This is a genomic window from Pseudomonas quebecensis, from assembly GCF_026410085.1.
GTDB lineage: Bacteria > Pseudomonadota > Gammaproteobacteria > Pseudomonadales > Pseudomonadaceae > Aquipseudomonas > Aquipseudomonas quebecensis.
In genome coordinates this window covers 470158-496162 of record NZ_CP112866.1, presented here as the reverse complement: position 1 = coordinate 496162, position 26005 = coordinate 470158, and the positions used below count along the sequence as shown (strand labels likewise).

25 protein-coding genes are annotated in these 26005 nt (G+C 62.1%); 10 read left to right on the top strand and 15 right to left on the bottom strand.

The window, feature by feature from the left end:
- Positions 1-97: 97 nt before the first annotated feature.
- The 5 genes from miaB (at position 98) to lnt (ending at position 5426) form a co-directional block, all read left to right on the top strand.
- Positions 98-1426 (top strand): tRNA (N6-isopentenyl adenosine(37)-C2)-methylthiotransferase MiaB, encoded by a 1329-nt coding sequence (miaB, locus tag OSC50_RS02400; protein WP_181079828.1) that lies wholly within the window; start codon positions 98-100, stop codon positions 1424-1426.
- Positions 1427-1556: 130 nt separating this feature from the next.
- Entirely contained in the window at positions 1557-2561 is a 1005-nt protein-coding gene (locus tag OSC50_RS02395) for a PhoH family protein (protein ID WP_266246908.1), read from the top strand.
- Complete coding sequence (ybeY, locus tag OSC50_RS02390) at positions 2554-3012, top strand: rRNA maturation RNase YbeY (protein ID WP_253509544.1); 459 nt, start codon at positions 2554-2556, stop codon at positions 3010-3012. The genes OSC50_RS02395 and ybeY overlap by 8 nt, the downstream gene beginning before the upstream one ends.
- A 42-nt stretch (positions 3013-3054) precedes the next feature.
- Complete coding sequence (locus tag OSC50_RS02385) at positions 3055-3894, top strand: CorC family transporter (protein WP_010206772.1); 840 nt, start codon at positions 3055-3057, stop codon at positions 3892-3894.
- 8 nt (positions 3895-3902) lie between these two features.
- Positions 3903-5426 (top strand): apolipoprotein N-acyltransferase, encoded by a 1524-nt coding sequence (lnt, locus tag OSC50_RS02380; protein WP_266246911.1) that lies wholly within the window; start codon positions 3903-3905, stop codon positions 5424-5426.
- 59 nt (positions 5427-5485) lie between these two features.
- Here the strand turns inward: lnt and OSC50_RS02375 are convergent, their stop codons facing one another.
- Both OSC50_RS02375 and OSC50_RS02370 read right to left on the bottom strand, forming a co-directional pair.
- Positions 5486-6247, bottom strand: coding sequence for a YdcF family protein (locus tag OSC50_RS02375; protein WP_266246913.1), 762 nt, complete (start codon positions 6245-6247; stop codon positions 5486-5488).
- Between the two features lie 106 nt (positions 6248-6353).
- A complete protein-coding gene (locus tag OSC50_RS02370) occupies positions 6354-6668 on the bottom strand; it encodes a hypothetical protein (RefSeq protein ID WP_181079833.1) in 315 nt (104 codons plus the stop codon).
- A gap of 261 nt (positions 6669-6929) precedes the next feature.
- Between OSC50_RS02370 and leuS the strand changes: the two genes are divergently transcribed.
- The 5 genes from leuS (at position 6930) to OSC50_RS02345 (ending at position 12977) form a co-directional block, all read left to right on the top strand.
- Positions 6930-9536 carry a leucine--tRNA ligase gene (gene leuS / locus OSC50_RS02365; RefSeq protein WP_266246914.1) on the top strand — a complete coding sequence of 869 codons (2607 nt, stop codon included), beginning with the start codon at positions 6930-6932 and terminating at the stop codon, positions 9534-9536.
- An 88-nt stretch (positions 9537-9624) separates the two neighbouring features.
- Complete coding sequence (locus OSC50_RS02360; RefSeq protein ID WP_181079835.1) at positions 9625-10236, top strand: LPS-assembly lipoprotein LptE; 612 nt, start codon at positions 9625-9627, stop codon at positions 10234-10236.
- Between the two features lie 39 nt (positions 10237-10275).
- Positions 10276-11313: a DNA polymerase III subunit delta gene (gene holA / locus OSC50_RS02355; protein ID WP_181079836.1), complete on the top strand. Its 1038-nt coding sequence runs from the start codon at positions 10276-10278 to the stop codon at positions 11311-11313.
- 112 nt (positions 11314-11425) lie between these two features.
- Complete coding sequence (gene arfA, locus OSC50_RS02350; RefSeq protein WP_003176285.1) at positions 11426-11590, top strand: alternative ribosome rescue factor ArfA; 165 nt, start codon at positions 11426-11428, stop codon at positions 11588-11590.
- Positions 11591-11651: 61 nt separating this feature from the next.
- Positions 11652-12977, top strand: coding sequence for a lytic murein transglycosylase (locus tag OSC50_RS02345; RefSeq protein ID WP_181079837.1), 1326 nt, complete (start codon positions 11652-11654; stop codon positions 12975-12977).
- A gap of 432 nt (positions 12978-13409) precedes the next feature.
- On the opposite strand, the gene OSC50_RS02340 is transcribed toward OSC50_RS02345, so the two are convergent.
- From OSC50_RS02340 to OSC50_RS02280, 13 genes are all read right to left on the bottom strand, one after another.
- Positions 13410-14330, bottom strand: coding sequence for a S66 peptidase family protein (locus tag OSC50_RS02340; protein ID WP_266246918.1), 921 nt, complete (start codon positions 14328-14330; stop codon positions 13410-13412).
- Between the two features lie 151 nt (positions 14331-14481).
- Positions 14482-15483, bottom strand: coding sequence for a lipoyl synthase (gene lipA / locus OSC50_RS02335; RefSeq protein WP_253511933.1), 1002 nt, complete (start codon positions 15481-15483; stop codon positions 14482-14484).
- A gap of 26 nt (positions 15484-15509) precedes the next feature.
- Complete coding sequence (gene lipB, locus OSC50_RS02330) at positions 15510-16157, bottom strand: lipoyl(octanoyl) transferase LipB (protein ID WP_253509550.1); 648 nt, start codon at positions 16155-16157, stop codon at positions 15510-15512.
- Complete coding sequence (locus tag OSC50_RS02325) at positions 16157-16432, bottom strand: DUF493 domain-containing protein (protein ID WP_034100910.1); 276 nt, start codon at positions 16430-16432, stop codon at positions 16157-16159. The genes lipB and OSC50_RS02325 overlap by 1 nt, the downstream gene beginning before the upstream one ends.
- Before the next feature lie 84 nt (positions 16433-16516).
- Positions 16517-17674, bottom strand: a complete 1158-nt coding sequence (locus OSC50_RS02320; protein ID WP_181079840.1) for a D-alanyl-D-alanine carboxypeptidase family protein — start codon at positions 17672-17674, stop codon at positions 16517-16519.
- Positions 17675-17859: 185 nt separating this feature from the next.
- Positions 17860-18864 (bottom strand): septal ring lytic transglycosylase RlpA family protein, encoded by a 1005-nt coding sequence (locus OSC50_RS02315; RefSeq protein ID WP_181079841.1) that lies wholly within the window; start codon positions 18862-18864, stop codon positions 17860-17862.
- The gene (gene mltB / locus OSC50_RS02310; protein WP_266246919.1) at positions 18864-19874 is read right to left on the bottom strand and encodes a lytic murein transglycosylase B; all 1011 of its coding nucleotides are present in this window, start codon (positions 19872-19874) and stop codon (positions 18864-18866) included. The genes OSC50_RS02315 and mltB overlap by 1 nt, the downstream gene beginning before the upstream one ends.
- 17 nt (positions 19875-19891) lie before the next feature.
- Positions 19892-20995: a rod shape-determining protein RodA gene (gene rodA, locus OSC50_RS02305; protein WP_181079879.1), complete on the bottom strand. Its 1104-nt coding sequence runs from the start codon at positions 20993-20995 to the stop codon at positions 19892-19894.
- A 31-nt stretch (positions 20996-21026) separates the two neighbouring features.
- Entirely contained in the window at positions 21027-22925 is a 1899-nt protein-coding gene (mrdA, locus tag OSC50_RS02300) for a penicillin-binding protein 2 (protein ID WP_181079843.1), read from the bottom strand.
- A gap of 15 nt (positions 22926-22940) precedes the next feature.
- Positions 22941-23408 carry a 23S rRNA (pseudouridine(1915)-N(3))-methyltransferase RlmH gene (gene rlmH / locus OSC50_RS02295; protein ID WP_003176297.1) on the bottom strand — a complete coding sequence of 156 codons (468 nt, stop codon included), beginning with the start codon at positions 23406-23408 and terminating at the stop codon, positions 22941-22943.
- Positions 23409-23417: 9 nt separating this feature from the next.
- Positions 23418-23912, bottom strand: a complete 495-nt coding sequence (rsfS, locus tag OSC50_RS02290) for a ribosome silencing factor (protein ID WP_010206793.1) — start codon at positions 23910-23912, stop codon at positions 23418-23420.
- Between the two features lie 69 nt (positions 23913-23981).
- A complete protein-coding gene (gene nadD, locus OSC50_RS02285; RefSeq protein ID WP_034115210.1) occupies positions 23982-24626 on the bottom strand; it encodes a nicotinate-nucleotide adenylyltransferase in 645 nt (214 codons plus the stop codon).
- Positions 24626-25891, bottom strand: a complete 1266-nt coding sequence (locus OSC50_RS02280; RefSeq protein WP_266246928.1) for a glutamate-5-semialdehyde dehydrogenase — start codon at positions 25889-25891, stop codon at positions 24626-24628. Before OSC50_RS02280 ends, nadD begins: the two co-directional genes overlap by 1 nt.
- Positions 25892-26005: the final 114 nt, after the last annotated feature.

Genomic DNA, 26005 nt, shown 5'->3' with positions numbered 1-26005 from the left:
GGCGCGAACTATAGCATGGCACCCGATGCACAACGCTAGGAACCAATGGGCATGCCCCCTATAATGCGCGGTTCTTTACCACCAGTTGACGATTCCCATGGCCAAGAAGCTTTACATCGAAACCCACGGTTGCCAGATGAACGAGTACGACAGCTCGCGCATGGTCGATCTGCTGGGCGAACACCAGGCCCTGGAAGTCACCGCCCGCGCCGAAGATGCCGACGTGATCCTGCTCAATACCTGCTCGATCCGCGAACGGGCCCAGGACCGTGTGTACTCGCAGCTGGGCCGCTGGCGCGAACTGAAACTGGCCAATCCGGACATGGTGATCGCCGTCGGCGGTTGCGTGGCCAGCCAGGAAGGCGCCGCGATCCGCGACCGCGCGCCCTATGTCGACGTGGTGTTCGGCCCACAGACCCTGCACCGTCTGCCCGAGATGATTGATGCCGCGCGCGTGACCAAGCTGCCGCAGGTCGATGTCTCCTTCCCTGAAATCGAAAAATTCGATCACCTGCCCGAGCCGCGCATCGATGGCCCGAGCGCCTACGTATCGGTGATGGAAGGCTGCAGCAAGTACTGCACCTTCTGCGTCGTGCCTTATACCCGTGGTGAAGAAGTCAGCCGACCGTTCGACGATGTGCTGGCGGAAATCATCCACCTGGCCGAGAACGGCGTGCGTGAAGTGACCCTGCTGGGCCAGAACGTCAACGGCTATCGCGGCCAGACCCACGACGGGCGGCTGGCGGACCTCGCCGAACTGATCCGCGTGGTCGCGGCGGTTGATGGCATCGAGCGCATTCGCTACACCACCTCGCACCCGCTGGAGTTTTCCGACAGCCTGATCCAGGCCCATGCCGAGGTGCCGGAGCTGGTCAAACATCTGCATCTGCCGGTGCAATCGGGCTCGGACCGCATCCTGTCGGCCATGAAACGCAACCACACCGCCCTGGAATACAAATCCAAACTGCGCAAATTGCGCGCGGCGGTGCCTGGTATCTGCATCAGCTCGGACTTTATCGTGGGCTTCCCCGGTGAAACCGAGAAAGACTTCCAGCAGACCATGAAGCTGATCGAAGACGTCGGCTTCGATTTCTCCTACTCGTTCGTTTACAGCCAACGCCCCGGCACCCCGGCCGCCGACCTGGTTGACGAAACGCCGGAGGCGGTGAAGAAAGAACGCCTGAATGCCCTGCAACACCGCCTGAACCAGCAGGGCTTCGAGATCAGCCGACAAATGGTCGGTTCGATCCAGCGCATCCTGGTCACTGACTACTCGAAGAAAGATCCTGGAGAATTGCAGGGCCGTACCGAGAACAACCGGATCGTCAACTTCCGCTGCGATAATCCTACATTGATCGGTCAGTTTGCCGATGTGCATATCGACGCGGCGCAGCCGCACTCGTTGCGCGGCTCGCTGGTGCAATAAATGTGCGAGGGGGCTTGCCCCCTCCACATTGGAACCGTGCAACATCCAATGACGTAAGTGCTTTCGTACCCGCGTCACTGGCGTTATCCTCTCTTTCACCTAAACAGCCAAAGGGCGGCTAAAAGCAACCTTGAACGCACCCATCGCAGAACCCCATCGTTTTATCCTCGAGCCGTTTGAGGCTCGCCGTTTCGCCAATCTGTGCGGACAGTTCGACGAGCACCTGCGCTTGATCGAACAACGCCTGAGCATCGAGATCCGCAACCGCGGCAATCAGTTCGAGCTCATTGGTGAACCCCAACACACTACGTCCGCAGAAAACCTGCTGCGCCGTCTCTATCGCGAGACGAAGGGCAGCGAGTTGTCCCCGGAAACCGTGCACCTGTACCTGCAGGAGTCGGCCGTGGAAGACCTGGCCAACAACCCGGTGGCCGAAGCCAGCGTGGCCCTGCGCACCAAGAAAGGCATGATTCGCCCGCGCGGCTTGAATCAGCAGCGCTACGTCAAAGAGATTCTCGGCAACGACATCAACTTCGGCATCGGCCCGGCCGGCACCGGCAAGACCTACCTGGCCGTGGCCTGCGCGGTGGATGCCCTGGAGCGCGAGCAAGTACGCCGCATCCTGCTGGTACGCCCGGCGGTCGAGGCTGGCGAAAAGCTCGGTTTCCTGCCCGGCGACCTGGCCCAGAAGATCGACCCGTACCTGCGCCCGCTCTACGATGCGCTCTACGAGATGCTCGGCTTCGAGTACGTGGCCAAGCTGATCGAGCGCCAAGTGATCGAGATCGCCCCGCTGGCGTACATGCGCGGCCGGACGCTGAACAACAGTTTCATCATCCTCGACGAAAGCCAGAACACTACCGTCGAGCAGATGAAGATGTTCCTCACCCGTATCGGTTTCGGTTCCACGGCCGTGATTACCGGCGACGTCACCCAGGTCGACCTGCCCAAAGGTACCAAGTCGGGCCTCGCCCAGGTGATCGAGGTGCTCAAGGACGTGCCGGGTATCAGCTTCACGCACTTCATGCCCAAGGACGTGGTGCGCCACCCGCTGGTGCAGCGCATTGTCGAAGCCTACGAGCGCTTCGACCACCGCGATGACGCACCGGCCAAGGACGTTCGCGGCGATGCTTGAGCTTGACCTGCAACTGGCCACCGAAGCGCCGGCCCCCAGCGAAGAACAGTTCCGGCAATGGTGCGCCTTGGCGCTGCGCCAGCGCTCCGCCGACTCGGAGCTGACCATTCGTCTGGTGGATGAGCCCGAGGGCCGCGAACTGAACCACACCTGGCGTCAGAAAAACTACGCGACCAACGTGCTGTCCTTCCCCGCCGACGTTCCCGACGAGTTGCTGGACATCCCATTGCTGGGTGACCTGGTGATCTGCGTCGAAGTCGTCGAGCGCGAAGCCAGGGAACAAGGCAAGGAACTTGAGGCCCACTGGGCCCATCTAGTCATCCACGGCTGCTTGCATCTCTTGGGTTACGACCATATAGACGATGATGAAGCCGAGGAAATGGAAGCACTGGAACGAACGTTGCTTGCCCAATTGGGTCATCCGGACCCCTACGCAGATGACGAAGCGTAAAAAACACTCAACTGTAACAACAAAGGATTCAGAGTAATCGCTATGAGCGAAGACCGATCGAGCAACGGGCAAAAGTCTTGGCTGGGTAAGCTGACCCAGGCTTTTGCCCACGAGCCGAAAAACCGCCAGGAGCTGCTGGAGCTGCTGCGCGAGGCCCATCAGAACAAGTTGCTGGACAGCGAAGCGCTGGCCATCGTCGAAGGCGCCATCCAGGTGGCTGACCTGCAGGTCCGGGACATCATGGTCCCGCGATCGCAGATGATCAGCATCAAGGCGACCCAGACCCCGCGGGAGTTCCTCCCGGCCGTGATCGACTCGGCGCACTCGCGCTACCCGGTCATCGGTGAAAGCCATGACGACGTCATGGGCGTGCTGCTGGCCAAGGACCTGCTGCCACTGATCCTCAAGGAGAACGGCGACAGTTTCAACATCAAGGACCTGCTGCGCCCGGCCACGTTCGTGCCGGAGTCCAAGCGCCTGAACGTTCTGCTGCGTGAATTTCGTGCCAACCACAACCACATGGCCATCGTGATCGACGAATACGGCGGCGTGGCGGGCCTGGTGACCATCGAAGACGTACTGGAACAGATCGTCGGCGATATTGAAGACGAGCACGACGTCGAAGAAGACAGCTACATCAAGCCTCTGCCCAGTGGCGATTTCCTGATCAAGGCGTTGACGCCGATCGAGAACTTCAACGAGTTCTTTGACAGCGAATTCTCCGATGATGAGTTCGACACGGTGGGTGGCCTGGTGATGAGTGCGTTCGGGCACTTGCCCAAGCGTAACGAAACCACCGAGATCGGCGCTTATCGCTTCCGCATCCTGAATGCCGACAGCCGCCGTATCCACTTGATTCGTTTGACACCTATCGCCCGCTAAGGACTGACATGCGCCGTCTCATCGCACCCGGCTGGCCCGGTAACCTGCTGGCCGTGGTGGCCGGCGCCATCACCACCCTGGCGTTGGCGCCATTCGACCTATGGCCGTTTGCGCTGGTGGCCGTGGGACTGTTCTATGTCGGGCTGCGGGAACTGACCCCACGCCAGGCCCTGGGGCGCGGCTGGTGCTTCGGTTTCGGCCTGTTCGGGGCCGGCACCAGCTGGATCTACTACAGCATCCACCACTTCGGCGGCGCCTCGGTGCTGCTGGCGGGTTTCCTGATGCTGCTGTTCACCGCTGCGATTGCCTGGTTCTTCGCCCTGCCGGCCTGGCTGTGGGCGCGCTGGTTGCGTCGCAATGAAGCACCGTTGGCGGATGCACTCACGTTTGCCGCATTGTGGGTGGGCCAGGAGGCGTTTCGCGGGTGGTTCCTCACTGGGTTCCCGTGGCTCTACTCCGGCTACAGCCAACTCGATGGCCCGCTCAGCGGCCTGGCGCCCGTCGGCGGCATGTGGCTGATTTCCTTTGCCCTGGCACTCACAGCCGCTTTGCTCTGCAACCTGCCGCGCTTGCTGGCCGGCAAGCGCAATGCGTTTGTCGGCGCGGGCCTGGTGCTGCTGGTTGCGCCGTGGGCTATCGGCCTGGCCCTCAAGCATCACGCCTGGACCAGCCCTTCTGGCGCCCCGCTCAGCGTGGCGGCCATTCAGGGCAACGTTGAGCAGAGCATGAAGTGGGACCCGGAGCAGCTCAACGCGCAGTTGGCGCTGTACCGTGACATGAGCTTCACGTCCAAGCCTGTCGACCTGCTGGTATGGCCGGAAACCGCCGTGCCGGTGCTTAAGGAGTCGGTAGAGGGCTACCTGGGCATGATGGGCAAGTTTGCCGCCGATCGGCATACCGCGCTCATCACCGGTGTACCGATTCGCCAGGAAGTGCGCCATCAGAAGCGCTATTTCAACGGCATTACCGTAGTGGGCGAAGGCGACGGCACCTACTTGAAGCAGAAACTGGTGCCTTTCGGTGAGTACGTACCGCTGCAGGACATGCTGCGCGGGCTGATCGCGTTCTTTGACCTGCCCATGTCCGACTTCGCGCGCGGCCCGTCCGACCAGCCGATGCTGCAAGCCAAGGGCTATCAGATCGCACCGTTCATTTGCTACGAAGTGGTTTACCCGGAATTCGCCGCAGGCCTCTCGGCCCAGAGCGACCTGTTGCTGACCATCAGCAACGACACGTGGTTCGGGCGCTCCATCGGCCCGTTGCAGCATCTGCAGATGGCGCAGATGCGCGCGCTCGAAGCCGGTCGCTGGATGATCCGCGCCACCAATAATGGCGTGACCGGTCTGATCAACCCGTTTGGGCAGATTACCGCGCAGATCCCGCAGTTCGAACGCGGCATTCTGTACGGCGAAGTGGTGCCGATGCACGAGCTCACGCCGTATCTGCAATGGCGCTCGTGGCCGCTGATCATCGTGTGCCTGGTGTTGTTTGGTTGGGCGTTGCTGGCAGGTCGGATGGCCAAAACCGTCTAACGACACAATGCAAAGCCAATGCGGGAGGAGGCTTGCTCCTCCCACATTTGCCTGCGGTGTTATCGATAGAACAACCGATACCCCACCTGCCCTACCGCCTCGTTGATCAATTGCCCGCTCTGCCACACCGACTTGAACTCGGGCATCCAGCCGCCCAGCGGCCGGGCGTTGTCCACGCCCAGGAACCCCACCGGCGCGGGCACGACGGTAAAGCCGGCCTTTTCAAAACTCCACACCGAACGCGGCATGTGCCAGGCCTGGGTCACGACGACCACGCGCTTGATGCCCTGGGGCAACAGCACCTCGGCACTCATCTGCGCGTTTTCCCAAGTGGTCCGGCTGCGTTCTTCCTTCCAGCGCACGGTCACACCGAAGTCATCCTGCAGCGACACCGCCATCAACTGCGCTTCGCTGGGCGGCGTGCCGTAATGCAGGCCGCCGGTGGTCAGCACCGGCAACCCCGATGCCTTGGCCAGGCGTGCGGCATAGCGCTGGCGCTCCAGGCCGATACCGGTAGGCTGGTCGGCGCCCCAGGCCGGGTCACCGCGCTCGCGCCCGGAGCCGAGCACGACAATGGCGTCGGCACGCTGGGCCAGGCTCGACCAATCCTCAAGGGCCAGCGGTGGCTCGGTCTCAAGCGCGCGCGCCCCCCACTCCACCATCACGGGCAGGCTGATCAGCCACATACCGCCAAACCCGAGGGCAAAGCACGCGCCGGCCAGCCTGGGACGGCTGCGACGAAACCACCAGGCAAGCGCCAGCAACAGCAAAAGGATGCCGGGCGGCAGGAGCAACTGTTTGATGAAATAGCGAATAGGCATCGGGCATCTCCATAGATGCCCGAAGCCTAAGGTGTAGCGCGGTTCAGCGACAGCCCTGACGGTGACATTTGTGACGGTGTACAAGGGTGCTGTTCATGGGGAGAGCTTATTGCTTGCGGGCGGACCGAAACCTTTCCCGACCACGACCCTCGGACACATCCTTGAGCCACACCACCTTGGCAGAGTGCGTGGGCTCCTTGACCGGCGGGGTTGCCAGGGGAGGCGCACTGCGCTTGTTGCGTTCCAGGTAAGCCTTGATCAGTTCCAACTCCGCGCGGCTCAAACCGCGCAGCTCCAACTCAACAGGCCGCTCATCCCGCAATCGGCCAGCCGTTCTCGCTGCATCCAATGCACGACCCAATCGGTCGATCAGTCCTTCGTAGATTTCCGGTTTCGTTGCGATTCGCTGCGATTCAACCATCCCCTCACCTCATTGAAGAAAGACTTGCTCCCCAATAAACAGCGTAGCCCCCGTGGCTGCGCCTGCCCGGCGCCGCGACAGACGGCCTCGGGCGCGCAATCAGGGTTTCCCTCGATAGAGTGGGGTCATGTATGCTACGGCGCTTCCTGTAACTCCACTTCCCGCAGGTTCGGGCACCGACGCGCCGCTTTTGGGTGTCGATCTCCCTGGACAATGCACCGAAGAGGATTAGGCCACCCCTATTCAGTTCAAAAAGTAGCCATGCACGAACAATATCAGCCCCGTGAAATAGAAAATGCCGCCCAAGCCTTCTGGGACGAGCAGAAGTCCTTTGAAGTCAGTGAACAGCCGGGCAAGGAGACGTTCTACTGCCTGTCGATGTTCCCTTACCCCAGCGGCAAGCTACACATGGGGCACGTGCGTAACTACACCATCGGCGACGTGATCTCACGCTACCAGCGCATGCAAGGCAAGAACGTACTGCAACCCATGGGTTGGGACGCCTTCGGCATGCCGGCAGAAAACGCCGCGATGAAAAACAACGTAGCGCCCGCCAAGTGGACCTACGAAAACATCGCCTACATGAAGACCCAGCTGCGCAGCCTGGGCCTGGCGGTGGACTGGTCGCGCGAAGTGACCACCTGCAAGCCGGATTACTACCGCTGGGAACAATGGCTGTTCACTCGCCTGTTCGAAAAAGGCGTGATCTATAAAAAGAGCGGCACCGTGAACTGGGACCCGGTCGACCAGACCGTGCTGGCCAACGAGCAGGTGATCGACGGTCGCGGCTGGCGCTCCGGCGCGCTGATCGAAAAGCGCGAAATCCCGATGTACTACTTCAAGATCACCGCCTACGCCGATGAGCTGTTGTCGAGCCTGGATGATCTGCCGGGCTGGCCGGAGCAGGTCAAGACCATGCAGCGCAACTGGATCGGCAAATCCAAGGGCATGGAAGTGCAATTCCCGTACAACGTCGACTCCATCGGCGAAGCGGGCACCCTCAAGGTGTTCACCACCCGCCCGGACACCCTGATGGGCGCGACCTACGTCGCCGTGGCCGCCGAACACCCGTTGGCCACCCAGGCCGCACAGAACAACCCTGAGCTGCAGGCGTTCATCGCCGAATGCAAAGGTGGCAGCGTGGCCGAAGCCGACGTCGCCACCCAGGAGAAAAAAGGCCTGCCGACCGGCCTGTTCGTCGAGCACCCACTGACCGGCGAAAAATTGCCGGTATGGGTCGCCAACTACGTGCTGATGCACTACGGCGATGGCGCGGTCATGGCCGTGCCGGCTCACGATGAACGCGATTTCGAATTCGCCACCCAGTACAACCTGCCGATCAAATCAGTCGTGCGCACCAGCTCGGGCGATACCAACCCGGCACCGTGGCAGGACGCCTACGGCGAGCACGGCACGCTGATCAATTCCGGCGAGTTCGACGGCCTGGATTTCGCCGGCGCTTTCGACGCTGTCGAAGTGGCGTTGATCAAGAAAAACCTTGGTGCCTCGCGCACTCAGTTCCGCCTGCGCGACTGGGGCATCAGCCGCCAGCGCTACTGGGGCTGCCCGATCCCGATCATCCACTGCGCCAGCTGCGGCGACGTGCCGGTGCCGGAAGATCAACTGCCGGTAGTTCTGCCTGAAGACGTAGTGCCGGACGGCGCCGGTTCGCCGCTGGCGCGCATGCCCGAGTTCTACGAATGCAGCTGCCCGAAATGCGGCCAGCCGGCCAAGCGTGAAACCGACACCATGGACACCTTCGTCGAGTCCTCGTGGTACTACGCGCGCTACGCCTCGCCTCACTACGAAGGCGGCCTGGTGGAAAAAACCGCAGCCGACCATTGGCTGCCGGTGGACCAGTACATCGGGGGTATCGAACACGCCATCCTTCACCTGCTGTATGCGCGTTTCTTCCACAAGCTGATGCGTGACGAAGGCCTGGTGACATCCAACGAGCCGTTCAAGAATCTGCTGACCCAGGGCATGGTGATCGCCGAGACCTACTATCGCCGTGAAGCCAATGGCGCCTATACCTGGTTCAACCCGGCGGACGTCGAGCTGGAGCGTGACAGCAAAGCCAAGGTCATCAGCGCCAAACTGATCGCCGACGGCCTGCCGGTGGAAATCGGTGGCACCGAGAAGATGGCCAAGTCCAAGAACAACGGCGTCGACCCGCAGTCGATGATTGACCAGTTCGGCGCCGACACTTGCCGCCTGTTCATGATGTTCGCCTCGCCGCCTGACATGAGCGCCGAATGGTCCGACTCCGGCGTGGAAGGTTCGCACCGCTTCCTCAAGCGCGTCTGGCGCCTGGCCCATGCCCACGTAAGCCAGGGCCTGCCGGCCAGGCTGGACGTAGCCGCGTTGAACGACGAGCAGAAAGCCATTCGCCGCAGCATCCACCTGGCCATCAAGCAAGCCAGCCAGGACGTGGGCCAGAACCACAAGTTCAACACCGCCATTGCCCAGGTGATGACGCTGATGAACGTGCTGGAAAAAGTCCCGCAGGCTACCGAGCAGGACCGCGCGCTGGTACAGGAAGGCCTGGAAACCGTCACCCTGCTGCTGGCTCCGATCACGCCGCACATCAGCCACGAACTGTGGAGCCGCCTTGGCCACAGCGACGCCGTCATCGACGCCCGCTGGCCGGTGGCCGATGACAGCGCCCTGGTCCAGGACACGCTGCAACTGGTGATCCAGGTCAACGGCAAACTGCGTGGCCAGATCGACATGCCGGCCAGCGCCAGCCGCGAAGACGTCGAAGCGGCCGCGCGCAGCAATGAGAACGTGCTGCGCTTTACCGAAGGCCTGACGATTCGCAAAGTAATCGTTGTGCCTGGCAAACTGGTCAATATCGTCGCCAGCTAATCGGATCGGGCGCAGGGCTTGAGCCCTGCGCCGAATTAAACCTTCGGGGCCGCGATAAGGCCCGCCTGGTTTCAAGGGGAGCAACAAAATGATCAAACGCAATCTGCTGGTTATGGGCCTTGCCGTGCTGCTGAGCGCTTGCGGCTTCCAGCTGCGCGGTACCGGCACCAACGACCTGACGATCAAGGAACTGGATCTCAGTGCCCGCAACGCCTACGGCGAAACCGTGACGCAACTGCGTCAGGTCCTGGAAAACAGCGGCGTGCGCGTCTACGCCGGTGCGCCCTACAAGCTGGTGCTGGTGGACGAGAAAGAAACCCAGCGTAACCTGAGCTACGCCAGTGCAGGCCGTGCCTCGGACGTCGAACTGAGCACCCTGCTCATGTTTGAAGTGCAGGGCCGTGACCACCTGCCGTTGATGGGTGACAAGATCCAGGTGCAGAAGGTCGTGAGCCACGATGGCAACAACCTGGTGGGTTCGGATTCGGAAGTTATCCAAGTGCGCAAGGAAATGCGTCGCGAGCTGATCCAGCGCATGATGCTGCGCCTGCAATTGCTCACTCCGCAGCAGTTGGAGGAGCTGCAACGTACGGCTGACAACAAGGCCAAGGCCGAAGCCGATGCCCTGAAAGCAGCCCAAGAGTACGAAGACAACACGCCGAAACAATCGCCTGTCGAAGTACCGGTTCCGGTCGAGTAAGCCCGACGGGGCGCCCCAGGCGCCCCGTTCGCCCTGCCTATGAAACTCGCTCCCGCCCAACTCGCCAAACACCTGCAAGGTGGCCTTGCGCCTGTCTATATTGTCAGCGGCGATGACCCGCTGCTGTGCCAGGAAGCCGCGGACGCCATTCGCACGGCCGCACGCCAGCAAGGTTTCGATGAACGCCAGGTTTTCAGCGCGGACGCCAGTTTCGACTGGGGCACGTTGCTGCAAGCTGGTGCGAGCATGTCGTTGTTCGCCGAAAAGCGCCTGCTGGAACTGCGCCTGCCTTCGGGCAAGCCCGGTGACAAAGGCGCCGCCGCCTTGATGGAATACTGCGCGCGCCCCGCAGAGGACACCGTGCTGCTGATCAGCCTGCCCAAACTCGACGGCAGTGCGCAGAAAACCAAATGGGGCAAGGCCCTGGTCGAAGGTGCACAGACCCAGTTCATCCAGATCTGGCCGGTGGACAGCAACCAGTTGCCGCAATGGATTCGCCAGCGCCTGTCTCAATCGGGGCTGGCAGCGACCCAGGACGCGGTCGAGCTGATTGCGGCACGGGTCGAAGGCAACTTGCTCGCCGCCGCCCAGGAGATCGAAAAGCTCAAGCTGATGGCAGAAGACGGGCAGATTACCGTCGAAACCGTCCAGGGCGCCGTGGCGGATAGCGCGCGCTTTGACGTATTCGGACTGGTGGATGCGATTCTCAACGGCGAACCCGCCCACGCCCTGCGCATGCTCGAAGGCCTGCGCGGCGAAGGGGTGGAGCCGCCGGTGATTCTGTGGGCCCTGGCCCGTGAATTGCGGGTGCTGGCCAATATTTCCCTGCAATACAGCCAGGGCACGCCGCTGGACAAGTGCTTCAGCCAGGCCCGGCCGCCGATATGGGACAAGCGCAAACCCTTGATGAGCAAAGCCCTGCAACGGCACTCGGCGCAACGCTGGGCGCAACTGTTGCTGGAAGCTCAGCGCATCGATGCGCAGATCAAAGGACAAGCGGCCGGCTCGCCGTGGATGAGCCTGAGTCGTCTGGCGCTGCTGATGTCCGGGCAACGCCTGACACTTCCCGCCGAATAACCCTCCCACCTGTTGACCGCGTTAACATTTCGAAAAACGTGTCGGGCTTTACAGCGGTCAAACTTCGGCAGATGATTTGCGCCGTTGTAACCACCTATCGAGAGTACCGACCATGAGCAAAAAGCCATCCAAGCATGGCCCCAACAAGGCCAAATCCATCATCGCCCAGCCACTGTTCCGCAGCCGTCAGGAACGCGCCGGCAAGGGCAAAGGCAGTTACCGCCGCGAAGCCTTCCAGTCTAACAGCTGGGAGGCTTCTTACTTTCTGGCTGCCTGAAGGCAAGCGCCCCTTTGGCATGATAAGGTCTGCACCTGATTTGTAATCCCTGGACCTGTGCATGCCCTCTAGTCTTTCCCGTCGTTGGCACCTGCGCCAATTGATTGCTGCCTCCAGCCTCATCCTGCTCGTCGCCTGCGCGGAAAAACCTACCGCCGCCGACGCCCAGCCCCTGCCCTCACTCCAGACCGCCCCTGTGGTAGCGCCCGCTGTCGTGGCCCCGCTGGCCGTGGACAACCTGGATATCCAACCGACCCAGACCTTTGCCGAATGGCAGGCCGGCTTTCGTGTGGAGGCCCTGAAGGCCGGCATCGCGCCTGCGGTGTTCGACACGGCCTTCGCCAATGTCACCCCTGACATGGCGGTGATACGCGCCGACCGCAGCCAACCGGAATTTTCTCGCCCGGTTTGGGAATACCTCGACGGCGCCCTGTCGCCGGTACGCGTGCGCAATGGCCAGGCGCTGCTGATCAAATATGCCGACATCCTGCAAAGCATCGAACAACGCTATGGCGTCGACCGTCAGGCATTGGTTTCGGTGTGGGGCATGGAAAGTAACTTCGGCCAGTTCCAGGGCAACAATTCGGTGATCCGCTCCCTGGCGACCCTGGCCTACGAAGGCCGCCGACCGGCGTTTGCCCAGGCGCAATTGCTGGCGGCGCTGCAGATCATCCAACACGGCGATATCGCCGCCGACCAGATGAAGGGTTCCTGGGCCGGGGCCATGGGCCAGACCCAATTTATCCCGACCACCTACAACACCCACGCCGTGGACTTTGACGGCGACGGCCGCCGCGATATCTGGAACAGCCCGGCGGACGCCCTCGCCTCCACCGCTCACTACCTGCAAAGCTCCGGCTGGCAGAAAGGCCAGCCGTGGGGCTTTGAGGTCAAGCAACTGCCATCCAGCTTCGATTACGCCCTGGCGGACGGCGGCACGCGCAAGACCGTCGCCGAATGGCTGAAATTGGGCATCCAATTGCCACCGGGCGCCAGCATGCCGCCCAACGTCGATCAACTCTCCGCCGCGCTGCTGCTGCCGGCGGGTTACCGTGGCCCGGCGTTCCTGGTACTGGATAACTTCCGCGCGATCCTCAAGTACAACAACTCATCGTCCTATGCGCTGGCGGTCGGCCTACTGTCCGAGCGCTTTGGCGGCGGTGGCGTGATTCGTGGCGAATGGCCGAAGGATGAACTGCCCCTGAGCCGCACGCAGCGCATTGACCTGCAGACGGCACTCAGCGCCAAAGGCTATGACGCGGGCAACCCGGACGGCATCATTGGCGCCAATACCCGCAAGGCCATTCGCGCGGCGCAGCAGGCACTGGGCTGGCCGGCGGATGGGTATCCGACGGTGAAGTTGCTGGAATCGCTGCAGAGCCGCTAGATCTGCTGATGGCGACTATCGCTATCGGGGGCAAGCCCCCTCCCACAGTTGACCGAGTTGTCATATCGATCACTGATCAATGTGAGAGAGGGCTTGCCCCCTCCCACAGCTGACCGAGTTGTCATGTCGATCACTGATCAATGTGAGAGGGGGCTTGCCCCCTCCCACAGCTGACCGAGTTGTCATGTCGATCACTGATCAATGCGGGAGGGGGCTTGCCCCTCCCACAGCTGACCGAGTTGTCATGTCGATCACTGATCAATGTGAGAGAGGGCTTGCCCCTCCCACAGCTGACCGAGTTGTCATGTCGATCACTGATCAATGTGGGAGGGGGCTTGCCCCCTCCCACAGCTGACCGAGTTGTCATGTCGATCACTGATCAATGTGAGAGGGGGCTTGCCCCCGATGGCGGTTTAGCGAGTGATCCCAGATTCAAAGTGTAACGACCACATCCTGCTCCAACACCACCCGCTGCTCTCCCGCATCCAGCCGCACCCACGCGCCCATCGGCAGGGTCAGGTTCGGATCGCAATGCCCACTGCGCCAGCCGGCCAGCACCGGAATGCACAACGGTTCAACTGTCTGTTTGAGCAGGCGCTGCAGCGCGACGTTATCCACTCCCGCCACGTCCCCGACCAGCACCCCAGCTACCTGAGCCAACTTGCCCGCCAGGCGCAAATGCGTGAGCAGACGATCGATGCGATAGATCGGCTCGTTGACGTCCTCGATAAACAGGATGATGCCTTGCGCATCGATTTCGTAAGGCGTACCCATCACCGCCGCAATCATCGACAGGTTGCCTCCCAGCAGACGCCCACAGGCAATGCCGGGCTCAAGAGTGGTCAGCGGGTAGGCCACGGGGTGCGTCAGCACGCTGCCAGCGCCCAGTTGCCCACGCAGCAGGCTGAACAATGAGGATTCGGTAGGTTGCTGCTTGTCGCCGAGCAGGTCGGCATTGAGCATCGGCCCGTGAAAGGTCACGAAGCCCGCGTGGCGATTGATAGCCAGGTGCAGGGCGGTGATGTCGCTATAGCCGACAAATGGCTTGGGATTGGCGCGCAGAAGGTCGAAGTCCAAACAGTCCAACAGCCGTGGCGTGCCGTAGCCGCCCCGCAGGCAGAAGATCGCATCGATTTCAGGGTCGGCGAAAGCGGCGTGCAGGTCACGCAAGCGCACCTCATCGCTGCCGGCAAGGTAGCCGTCGCGTTCATACACCCCAGGAAAAATTTGCAGACCATAGCCGCGGGTGCGCATCCATTGGCCAGCCTTTTCAACATCCAGCGCGGCGGGGCCGGCAGGTGCAATCAGGGCGATGGTGCCTTCGGAACGAAGGGCTGGAACGGCAATGGTCATACACAACTCTCCCTGGTTAACGCAGTACGAATGTGGGAGAGGGCTTGCCCCGATAGCGGTGGATCAGCCAGCACAGGAGTGACTGACCTACCGCTATCGGGGGCAAGCCCCCTCCCACATAAGCCCCTCCCACTCCGGATCTAAACTCCGATCAGGAGATCAGGCTTGCCTTGACCAGCTTGGCCTGCTCGTCAGCGTGGTACGAAGAACGTACCAGCGGGCCCGATGCCACGTTCTTGAAGCCCATCTTGTAGCCTTCCTCGGCGAACCAGGCGAAGGTGTCCGGGTGCACAAAACGCTGTACCGGCAAGTGATTGCGCGACGGCTGCAGGTACTGACCCAGGGTCAGCATGTCGATGTCGTGTTCGCGCATGCGCTGCATGACTTCGATCACTTCCTCGTCGGTCTCGCCCAACCCCAGCATCAGGCCGGATTTGGTCGGGATGTGCGGCATCATCTGCTTGAATTTCTGCAGCAGGGTCAGCGACCACTGGTAGTCCGAACCCGGACGCGCAGCCTTGTACAGGCGCGGCACGGTTTCCAGGTTGTGGTTGAACACATCCGGTGGCTCGGCGGCGGTGATTTCCAGCGCCACGTCCATACGGCCCCGGTAATCCGGCACCAGGGTTTCGAGCACGACGTTGGGCGACAGCTTGCGGATTTCTCGGATGCAGTCGGCAAAGTGCTGGGCACCGCCGTCACGCAGATCGTCGCGGTCTACCGAGGTGATCACCACGTATTTGAGTTTAAGGTCGGCGATGGCGATGGCCAGGCTTTGCGGCTCGTTGACATCCAGCGGCTTCGGCCGGCCGTGGCCGACGTCGCAGAATGGGCAGCGACGGGTGCAGATGTCACCCATGATCATGAAGGTGGCGGTGCCGCCGGAGAAGCACTCGCCCAGGTTCGGGCAGGAGGCCTCTTCGCACACGCTGTGCAACTTGTGTTTGCGCAGCAGGGCCTTGATACGGTCGACTTCCGGCGAGACCGGGATGCGCACGCGGATCCAGTCGGGCTTTTTCGGCAGTTCGGTGGTCGGAATGATCTTCACCGGGATGCGTGCAACCTTCTCGGCGCCGCGCAGCTTGACACCGGCTTCCACCTTGGCACGCGGGGCCGGGGCCGGACGCTCGGTAACGTCCAGCGTCGGGATCATGGTTTGCACTGCATCAGTAGTCATAATCAGTCGATTCCGCCCGTGAGGGTCGTCTGCTCAGCATAGTCGAGGTGTTTGACGAGCTGCGCACGCAGCCGGGCACTTACCTCGGCAAATTTAATCGGTGTGACATGCTCGCTCAGTTGTGTCATCGCCAACCCCGCATAACCGCACGGGTTGATGCGTCGGAACGGTGCCAGGTCCATGTCCACGTTCAGGGCCAGGCCATGAAAGGAACAGCCGTGGCGGATCCGCAGCCCCAGGGAGGCGATTTTCGCACCGTCCACATACACCCCCGGAGCATCCGGCTTGGCGGCGGCGGTCACGCCATAACTGGCCAGCAGCTCGATCAGGCAAGCCTCGATGCGGCTGACCAGATCACGCACACCAAACCCCAGCTTGCGCACGTCCAACAACAGGTAAGCGACAAGCTGACCGGGCCCATGGTAAGTCACTTGGCCACCTCGGTCGACCTGCACCACCGGAATATCCCCCGGCAGCAACAGGTGTTCGGCCTTGCCGGCCTGGCCCTGGGTAAATACCGGCGGGTGCTCCACCAGCCAGACCTCATCCGGTGCCGACGTGCCGCGCTCGTTGGTGAAGCGCTGCATGGCATGCCACACGGGCTCGTAGGCCATCTGGCCGAGCTCGCGAAAGCCCAGGACCTGCGGCATCACAACACCATGTGTACGAAGCCGGTGGCCCGCAGTTCACTGTTGATATTGTAGAGCTGGTCCTGATCCGTCGCCACGATGTGCAACTGGATCGTGGTGTATTTACCGTTGGTACTGGAGCGTTCGTCCACACGGTTGTCGTTGATCGTGGCGTGTTTACGCACGATGTCGAGGATCTTGTCTTTGTTGCCAACACCGGTATCGCTGATCACCTTGACGGGATAATCCGTCACCGGGAACTCGATCTTGGGCGCCTTTACTTCTTTATCGGTCATGGCAGAACAGCCTCGTAAGCGGTAAGCCGTGGCGACGGCAAAGCCCCGCGTCTTATCAACGCGGGGCTTTGCAGGTGCACACAATCAGTTGAACAAGCCGTAGAAGAATAGACGGATGCTATCCCACACGCGGCGGAAGATACCACCTTCGTCGACGGCGTCCAGCGCGATCAGGTCGGCGCTGTGCACCACCTTGTCGTCCAGTTTCACTTCGACTTTACCGATCACGTCGCCCTTGGCGATCGGCGCAACCAATTGCGGGTTCATGGTCATGCTGGCAGCGAGCTTTTTCAGCTGGCCTTTAGGCATGGTCAGGGTCAGGTCTTCGGCCAGGCCGGCCTTGACCTGGGAGGTCGCGCCTTTCCACACCGGCGCGGTCGCCAGCTCAGCACCCTTCTGGTAGAAGGTCTGGGTTTCGAAGAAACGGAAGCCATAGGTCAGCAGTTTCTGTGTCTCGGCCGCACGGGCCTGTTCGCTGTTGGTACCGAACACCACGGCGATCAGGCGCTGGCCGTCACGTACCGCCGAGGACACCATGCAGTAGCCGGCCTCTTCGGTGTGGCCGGTTTTCAGACCGTCGACGGTCTTGTCGCGCCACAGCAGCAGGTTGCGGTTAGGCTGCTTGATGTTGTTCCAGAAGAACTCCTTCTGGGAGTAGATCGCGTAGTGCACCGGGTCGACGCGGATGATCGCGCGCGCCAGGATCGCCATGTCATGAGCCGACGAGTAGTGCTCTGGGTTCGGCAGGCCGGTCGGGTTCATGAAGTGGCTGTTGGTCATGCCCAGGTCGGCCACGGTTTTGTTCATCATGTCGGCGAACGCGTCTTCGCTGCCGGCGATATGCTCGGCCAGGGCGACGCTGGCGTCGTTGCCGGACTGGATGATGATGCCGTGCAGCAGGTCGCTCACGGTGACCTGCGAGCCCACCTTGATGAACATCCGCGAACCGCCGGTACGCCAGGCGTTTTCGCTGACGGTCACCGGATCGTTTTCGCCGATCTGGCCGCGACGGATTTCCAGGGTCGCGATATAGGCGGTCATCAGCTTGGTCAGGCTGGCCGGCGGCAGGCGCTGGTCACCGTTGTTCTCGACCAGCACGTTGCCGCTGGCGGCATCCATGAGCACCCAGGCCTTGGCGGCCAGTTGCGGTGAAGCCGGCACCATTTCAACCGCCCAGGCGGCCGGGGTGATGATCAGCGAGATAAGCAGGCACGTGCGTTTGGCTAAGGTGGTGATGTTCATCCGTCTCTCGAAATTGCTTATGGAAACTTGCCCTCGCGGGCAAAACTTATTCAGACAGCCCGCTACCAGACTGTCGCGTGTTCGGTTGCCCGCTCACCCCTTGCTCCCGGGTTTTTATTGTTCAAACGAGCCAACAACCAGGGCCCAGGCCCGCGTACGCGCCTGAACCATCAATCCATTACTGCTTACTCGGCGGTGACCAGGCTGGGTTGCCCCAGGTTGGCCAGACGCACGCTGTTCTGCACTTGTGCAACCTCGCTCGGCGAGCCGATCGGGCCCATTCGCACGCGGTGCAGGGTCTGCTGGTTGCGCACGATAGAGCTGATGAACACCGGCGCATTGACCATGCTGCTGAGCTTGGACCTTAACAGTTCCGCCGCATCCGGGTTGGCAAAAGCGCCGACCTGCAGGTATTGCCCGCCCGCCAGAGAGGCACCCGGCGCGGCCTGAGGCACGGCCACGGTGTCCGGGGCATGCTGTTGCGGCGGCGGCGTCCACTGTTCGACCTTGCCCGCCGACGCGGTGATCTGCGGTTGCGGGGTCTGCGGCTCGTTGAGCATCAACGGCGCCGGCTTGCCGCGCTGGGCCCAGTACTGCGCGGGGTCGATGCCTTCGACCTTGACCCGCGCGGTGCCGGTTTCGGCGTAGCCGAGCTTTTTGGCGGCGGCGTAGGACAAGTCGATGATGCGATCCGAATAGAACGGCCCACGGTCATTGACCCGCAGGATCACCGTGCGGTGGTTGTCCAGGTTGGTCACGCGTACATAGCTTGGCAACGGCAGGGTCTTGTGGGCTGCGCTCATGCCGTACAGGTCATACACTTCGCCATTGGCGGTGTTCTGGCCATGGAACTTGGTGCCGTACCAGGACGCCGTGCCGGACTGCACGTAGGTCTTGGAGTCCTGCAGCGGAAAGTAGGTCTTGCCCAGCACTGTGTAAGGGTTGGCCTTGTAGGCACCGGTGTGCAGGGTCGGTGTGGCGTCGGGAATCTTCGACACATCCACATCCCACCACGGCGCACCGTCTTTGTGCGCGCGGTTGATGTCCAGGCCAGGCTGAGACCGGACAACAGTGCCGCCGGACTTCTGCGCCGGACCGCGACTGGTGGAGGTGGAACAGCTGACAACCAGCAAGGACAACGCGGTGAACGCCACCAGCTTGAGCGGTTTATTGAACGGCGATGCCCGCATTACTTGTTGCCCCGTGCTTGGACCAGCATGTCTGACAGCTGATGCACGGCCATGGCGTACATCACACTGCGGTTATAACGCGTGATTGCGTAGAAATTCTTCAGGCCCATCCAGTATTCAGGGCCGTTTTCGCCTTCCAGGCGAAACGCCGTTACCGGCATGTCGTCGTGGGGCGCATTCTGACTCGACCAACCCAGCGCCCGCAACTCCCCGACCGTTCTGGCCGGCTCGATGCCCTGGGTCAGGCCCTCGTCGGCGCGCTCCCCGCTGACGTCCGCCCGCACCACCACCGGTTCGCCGGCAACCCAGCCGTGGCGCTTGAAGTAGCTGGCCACGCTGCCGATGGCATCGTCGGGGTTACTCCAGATATTGATGTGGCCGTCGTTGTCGAAATCCACCGCGTAGGCGCGAAAGCTGCTCGGCATGAATTGCGGCAAGCCCATCGCGCCGGCATACGAGCCCTTGAGCGTCAGCGGGTCGACCTGCTCTTCGCGGGCCAGCAGCAGGAATTCGCGCAGCTCCTTGCGGAAGAACTCGGCACGCGGCGGGTAATCGAAGCCCAGGGTCGACAAGGCGTCGACCACCCGGTAGCTGCCGGTATTACGCCCGTAAAAGGTCTCGATGCCGATGATCGACACAATCACCTGGGCCGGCACACCGTATTCCTGCTCGGCGCGGGTCAGGGCGGCTTCATGCTGGCGCCAGAAGTCCACGCCACGGGCCACGCGGGCATCGGTGAGGAACATCGGGCGATAGTCCTTCCATTGCTTCACACGTTCGGCGGGGCGGGAAATGGCGTCGAGGATCGCCTGCTTGCGCTGGGCTTCGCGGAACACGCCCATCAGTTGCTCACCGGCGAAACCATAGTCGCGGGTCATTTCACCGACAAATTCGGCGACCTGAGGTGAACCATCGTAGTCACCGGCCAGCGTCTCCTGCGTTGCCCCCAGCAGCCCAATCAGGCCCATCCAGGACGCATGCCGAGTCGCCCAGCCGCGCATTACTTGCATTGACATCTTCACCTTATTCAAACCTGTGCGATCCACTTGCGATGCGTATGAATCGACATCAAAACCCCAAACGCTGACATCAACGTCACCAGCGAAGTTCCGCCGTAGCTAATGAACGGCAACGGCACCCCAACCACCGGCAGCAGGCCACTGACCATACCGATGTTGACGAAAACGTAAACAAAAAACGTCATGGTCAAACTGCCTGCGAGCAATTTGCCGAACAGCGTCTGCGCCTGGGCGGTAATCACCAGGCCGCGACCGATCAACAGCAAATAGATCAGCAGCAAGGCGCAGATCCCCACCAGGCCGAACTCTTCGCCTAACACGGCGATGATGAAGTCGGTGTGGCTCTCGGGCAAGAAATCCAAGTGCGACTGGGTGCCCAACAGCCAGCCCTTGCCAAACACCCCACCCGAACCGATTGCCGCCTTGGACTGGATGATGTTCCAGCCGGTGCCCAGCGGGTCGCTTTCCGGATCGAGGAACGTGAGGATCCGCTGCTTCTGGTAGTCATGCATAAAGAAAAACCACATCGCCACCGCCACCGGCACCGCGGCAGCCAGCACGCTGAGAATCCAGCGCCAGCGCAGCCCGCCCATGAACAGCACGAACGCACCGCCGGCCAGGATCAGCAGCGAAGTACCGAGATCGGGCTGGCGCACAATCAGGATAAAGGGCACGCCGATCAGGATCAGGCTGATGCCTACGTGCTTGAGCTGCGGCGGCAACGTGCGCTTGGACAGGTACCAGGCGATAGTGGCCGGCATCAGGATCTTCATGAATTCCGACGGCTGGAAGCGAATCACCCCTGGAATGTTGATCCAGCGCGTGGCGCCCATGGCGTTATGGCCCATCACGTCCACCACCACCAGCAACAACACGCCGACCACATAGCCCAGCGGCACCCAGCGCGCCATGAAGCGCGGCTCCAGCTGGGCGATCACCACCATCGACAACAGGCCCAGGCCGAACGACGACGCTTGCTTGATCAGCAGGTCCCAGTTCTTGCCACTGGCCGAATACAGCACAAACAGACTGCCGGCCGCCAGCGTCAGCAGCAGGATCAGCAACGGACCATCGATGTGCATGCGCTGCAGCAACGTCGCGCGGCGACGCATCACATCCTCGCTGGAGAGGATGCGGTCAAAATTACTCTTCACTGGCCGTAACCTCGGTGGTTGAAGGGGGGCCGCCATATTCAGGCTTGAGCCTGCCGTCCTCGGCCAGCAGCCAGGCGTCCATCACCTGGCGCACCACAGGCGCGGCGACGCCGGAACCGGACTCGCCGTTCTCGACCATCACCGCCACCACGATTTTCGGGTCGTCGGCCGGCGCAAAGCCGACAAACAACGCGTGGTCGCGGTGGCGTTCCTGGACCTTGGAACGGTCGTATTTCTCGCCCTGCTTGATCGCCACCACCTGGGCGGTACCGCTCTTGCCCGCAATGCGGTATTGCGCGCCGATCGCTGCCTTGCGCGCCGTACCGCGCGCGCCGTGCATCACCTGCTGCATGCCGTGGTTGACCTTGGTCCAGTCCGATGGGTCGCGCAGCACAATGTCCGGGATCGGGTTCTCATCCACCGGCTTTTCGCCTTCGATGGTCCTGGCCAGGTGCGGACGGTTCCACACGCCTTTGTTGGCCACCAGCGCGGTAGCCTGGGCCAGTTGCAACGGCGTCGCCTGCATGTAGCCCTGACCGATCCCCAGGATCAGGGTTTCGCCCGGGAACCACGCCTGGCGGCGCGTCGCGCGCTTCCACTCCCGCGACGGCATCAGGCCTGGGGACTCTTCGAACATGTCCAGGGAGACTTTCTGCCCGAGGCCGAACTTGCCCATGTAGGCCGACAGACGATCGATGCCCAGCTTGTGGGCCAGGTCATAAAAATAGGTGTCGTTGGAGCGCATGATCGCGGTGTCCAGGTCGACATAGCCGTCACCGGTACGGTTCCAGTTACGGTACTTGTGATCGTAATTGGGCAACATGTAGTAACCGGGGTCGTATACCCGACTGGAAGCGGTCACCACACCGGCGTCCAGACCTGCAATCGCCACCGCCGGCTTGATCGTCGAACCCGGCGGATACAGGCCACGCAGCACCCGGTTGAACAGCGGCCGATCGATGGAATCGCGTAGCTCGGCGTAGGCCTTGAAGCTGATACCGGTCACGAACAGGTTGGGGTCGAAGCTGGGCTGGCTGACCATGGCCAGCACTTCGCCCGTCTTCGGGTCCAGCGCCACCACGGCGCCACGCCGGCCACCCAGGGCCATCTCGGCGGCTTCCTGCAGCTTGATGTCCAGGCTCAGCACGATGTCCTTGCCCGGCACCGGGTCGGTCCGCTTGAGCACCCGCAACACGCGGCCGCGCGCGTTGGTCTCGACTTCTTCGTAACCCACCTGGCCGTGCAGCTCGGGTTCGTAGAAACGCTCGATGCCGGTCTTGCCGATATGGTGGGTGCCGCTGTAATTGACGGGGTCGAGGGTTTTCAGCTCTTTCTCGTTGATGCGCCCCATATAGCCGACGGAGTGAGCAAAGTGCGGCCCCTGCGGGTAGTGCCGCACCAACTGCGCCACCACTTCCACGCCCGGCAGGCGGAACTGGTTCACCGCAATGCGGGCGATCTGCTCTTCGGTCAGCTCGAACAGAATCGGCACCGGCTCGAACGGTCGGCGCCCCTGCCTCATGCGTTTCTCGAAGATCACCCGGTCTTCCGGGGTCAGCTGCAGGACCTCGACAATGACGTCGAGCACTTGCTGCCAGTCGCCGGAACGCTCGCGGGTCATGCTGAGGCTGAAGCTGGGCCGGTTATCCGCCACCACTACGCCATTGCGGTCGAAAATCAGCCCACGGGTCGGCGGAATCGGCTGCACATGCACACGGTTGTTTTCCGACAGCGTGGAGTGATAGTCGTACTGGATCACCTGCAGGAAATACAGGCGCGCAATCAGTACCCCGATCAGCGTCACCACCATGATCGCGCCAAACACCACGCGCGCACGTACCAGACGTGCGTCTTTCTCATGGTCCTTGATGCGGATCGGCTGAGTCATCGGGAGGGGCGCAGACTATTTGTGATAAGGGTGCCCGGACAGAACTGTCCAGGCGCGATACAGCTGTTCACCGATCAGGATCCTTACCAACGGGTGCGGCAGCGTCAGTGCCGACAGCGACCAGCGCTGGTCCGCCCGCGCGCAGACTTCCGGCGCCAGCCCTTCCGGGCCACCGACCATGAAGTTGACGGTGCGCGAGTCCAGGCGCCAGCGGTCCAGTTCCACCGCCAACTGCTCGGTGCTCCAGGGCTTGCCGTGCACTTCCAGGGTGACGATGCGCTCGTTGGGGCCGACCTTGGCCAGCATGGCTTCGCCTTCCTGACGAATAAAGCGCGCCACGTCGGCATTCTTGCCCCGGGTGTTGAGCGGTATCTCCACCAGCTCCAGCGACAGCTCGGCGGGCAGACGCTTGGCATACTCATGCCAGCCTTCTTCCACCCACTTGGGCATGCGTGAACCGACAGCAATCAGACGCAGGCGCACAGCCGTTCCTTATTCCTGGTCTTTGTTGAGCTTGTCGAAGTGAGCGTGGCCCACTTCAGGGCTGTGGTGCTTGCCATCGGCGGCACGGCTCTGCTCGGCGCCTTTCCACAGACGCTCCAGGTCGTAGAACTGGCGGGCGTTGGACGTCATCATGTGGACGATCACGTCGTCCATGTCCAACAGCACCCAGTCGCTGTCGCCCTTGCCTTCTTCACCCAACGGCTTGACGCCCTGGGCTTTGACGGCTTCGCGCACCTTGTCCAGCATCGCGCCGATCTGGCGGTTGGAGGTACCGGTGGCGATGATCATGTAGTCGGTGATGCTCTGCTTATCGCGCACGTCCAGCACCTGGATGTCCTGGGCCTTCACATCTTCCAGGGCCGCCACGGCGACTTTTACCAGCTCTTCGCCGGCCAGTTCCGGACCGGTGTGGGCTTCTACCGGCAGAGGGGCGCTTTTGAAAGTGCCTTTGCGCTTAACTTTGCTTACGTCTTTGTTGGTCATATAAAACTCGTTTTGCTCGTATGTTCGGGCGCTCGCTGTACGACGTTTCGTACGTTCAAGCGCGCCTTTTCAGTTCGACGCACGGTAAAGCCCGTGCGCATCGATGTAGGCCAGGACCGCGTCAGGCACCAGGAACCGTACCGACTTCCCGCTGGCCAGCAGTTGACGGATCTGGGTGGCGGACACCGCAAGCGGGGTCTGCCAGACGAATGCAATATTCCCGTTCGGCCCGGTCAGGGCCAAGGGGTCACTTACCGACCGCGCGGCCAGCAGGTTGCGCAAGGCATCCGGCGGTTCGCTGTCGGCATCCGGGCGTTGCAGAACCAGGATGTGGCAATGCTGGAGGAGATCCTCCCAGCGATGCCAAGAGGGCAGGCCGCAAAATGCGTCCCAGCCCAAAAGCAGAAACAACTGGTCGTCCGCGGCCAGTTCGGCGCGCATCAGTTCCAGGGTGTCGACCGTGTAGGACGGTTTATCGCGCTTGAGTTCGCGGTCGTCCACCACCAACGGTGCAATGCCTTCCACCGCCAGACGCACCATTTCCAGACGCTGCTGGGGCGACACTTGCGGCGTGTCGCGATGGGGCGGCCGGAAATTGGGGATCAGACGCAGTTCATCCAGCGCCAGCGCGTCCGCCACCTCCAGCGCACTGCGCAGGTGGCCGATGTGCACAGGGTCGAAGGTACCGCCGAGCAGCCCGATACGCTTAGCCATCAAGTGCGCACATGCCCATCGCCGAACACCACATACTTCTCGCTGGTCAGGCCTTCGAGGCCCACCGGGCCGCGAGCATGGAGCTTGTCGGTGGAAATGCCGATCTCCGCGCCCAGGCCGTACTCGAAGCCGTCGGCAAAACGCGTCGAGGCGTTGACCATCACCGAAGCGGAGTCCACTTCATTAAGGAACCGGCGCGCATCGCTGAAATGCTCGGACACGATTGCGTCGGTGTGCTTGGAGCCATAGGTATTGATGTGTTCGATGGCCTGGTCCAGGTCGTCGACGATGCGGATCGACAGGATCGGCGCCGTGTATTCGGTGTACCAGTCCTGCTCGGTGGCTTCGATCACGTCGGCGCCCAGCAGCGCGCGGGTGCGCTCGCAACCACGCAGCTCCACGCCCTTGTCACGGTAGATGGCCGCCAGCGCTGGCAGCACGCGCTCGGCAATGCCGGCGTGCACCAGCAGGGTTTCCATGGTGTTGCACGGCGCGTAGCGATGGGTCTTGGCGTTGTCGGCGATGCGGATCGCCTTGTCGATATCGGCCGCGATGTCGATGTACACGTGGCAGACGCCATCCAGGTGCTTGATCACTGGCACCTTGGCATCGCGGCTCACGCGCTCGATCAGGCTCTTGCCACCGCGCGGCACGATGACGTCGACGAACTCCGGCATGGTGATCAAGGCACCGACGGCGGCGCGGTCGGTGGTTTCCACCACTTGCACCACTTCGGCGGGCAACTGGGCCACGGCCAGGCCCTGCTGGATGCAGGCGGCGATGGCACGGTTGGAATGGATGGCCTCGGAACCGCCACGCAGGATGGTGGCGTTACCGGACTTGAGGCACAGGCTCGCGGCGTCGATGGTCACGTTCGGGCGCGACTCATAGATGATGCCGATCACGCCCAGGGGCACGCGCATCTTGCCGACCTGAATACCGGAGGGCATGTAACGCATATCGCGGATTTCACCGATGGGGTCAGGCAGCTTGGCTACCTGACGCAGGCCTTCGATCATGTCGTCGATGCGCGCCGGGGTCAGCGCCAGGCGGTCCAGCAGAGCCGGCTCCAGACCATTGGCACGGCCGTTGGCCAGGTCCAGTTCGTTGGCGGCGGCCAGCTCGGAGCGCGAGGCATCCAGAGCGTCGGCGGCGGCCAGCAGGGCGCGATTTTTCTGCGCAGTGCTCGCACGGGCGATCAACCGCGACGCCTGGCGGGCAGCGCGACCCAGGCGGGTCATGTAGTCAAGAACGGACTCAGTCATGGTCGGGGAGTCTTGGCAAAGAGGAAAGCGGCAGATTATAGCCGTGACGCCGCCCGACTGACAGCGGTGAGGGGCGGATGGTCGAAATGAACTGTAAAAACATCGCCTTCAGCG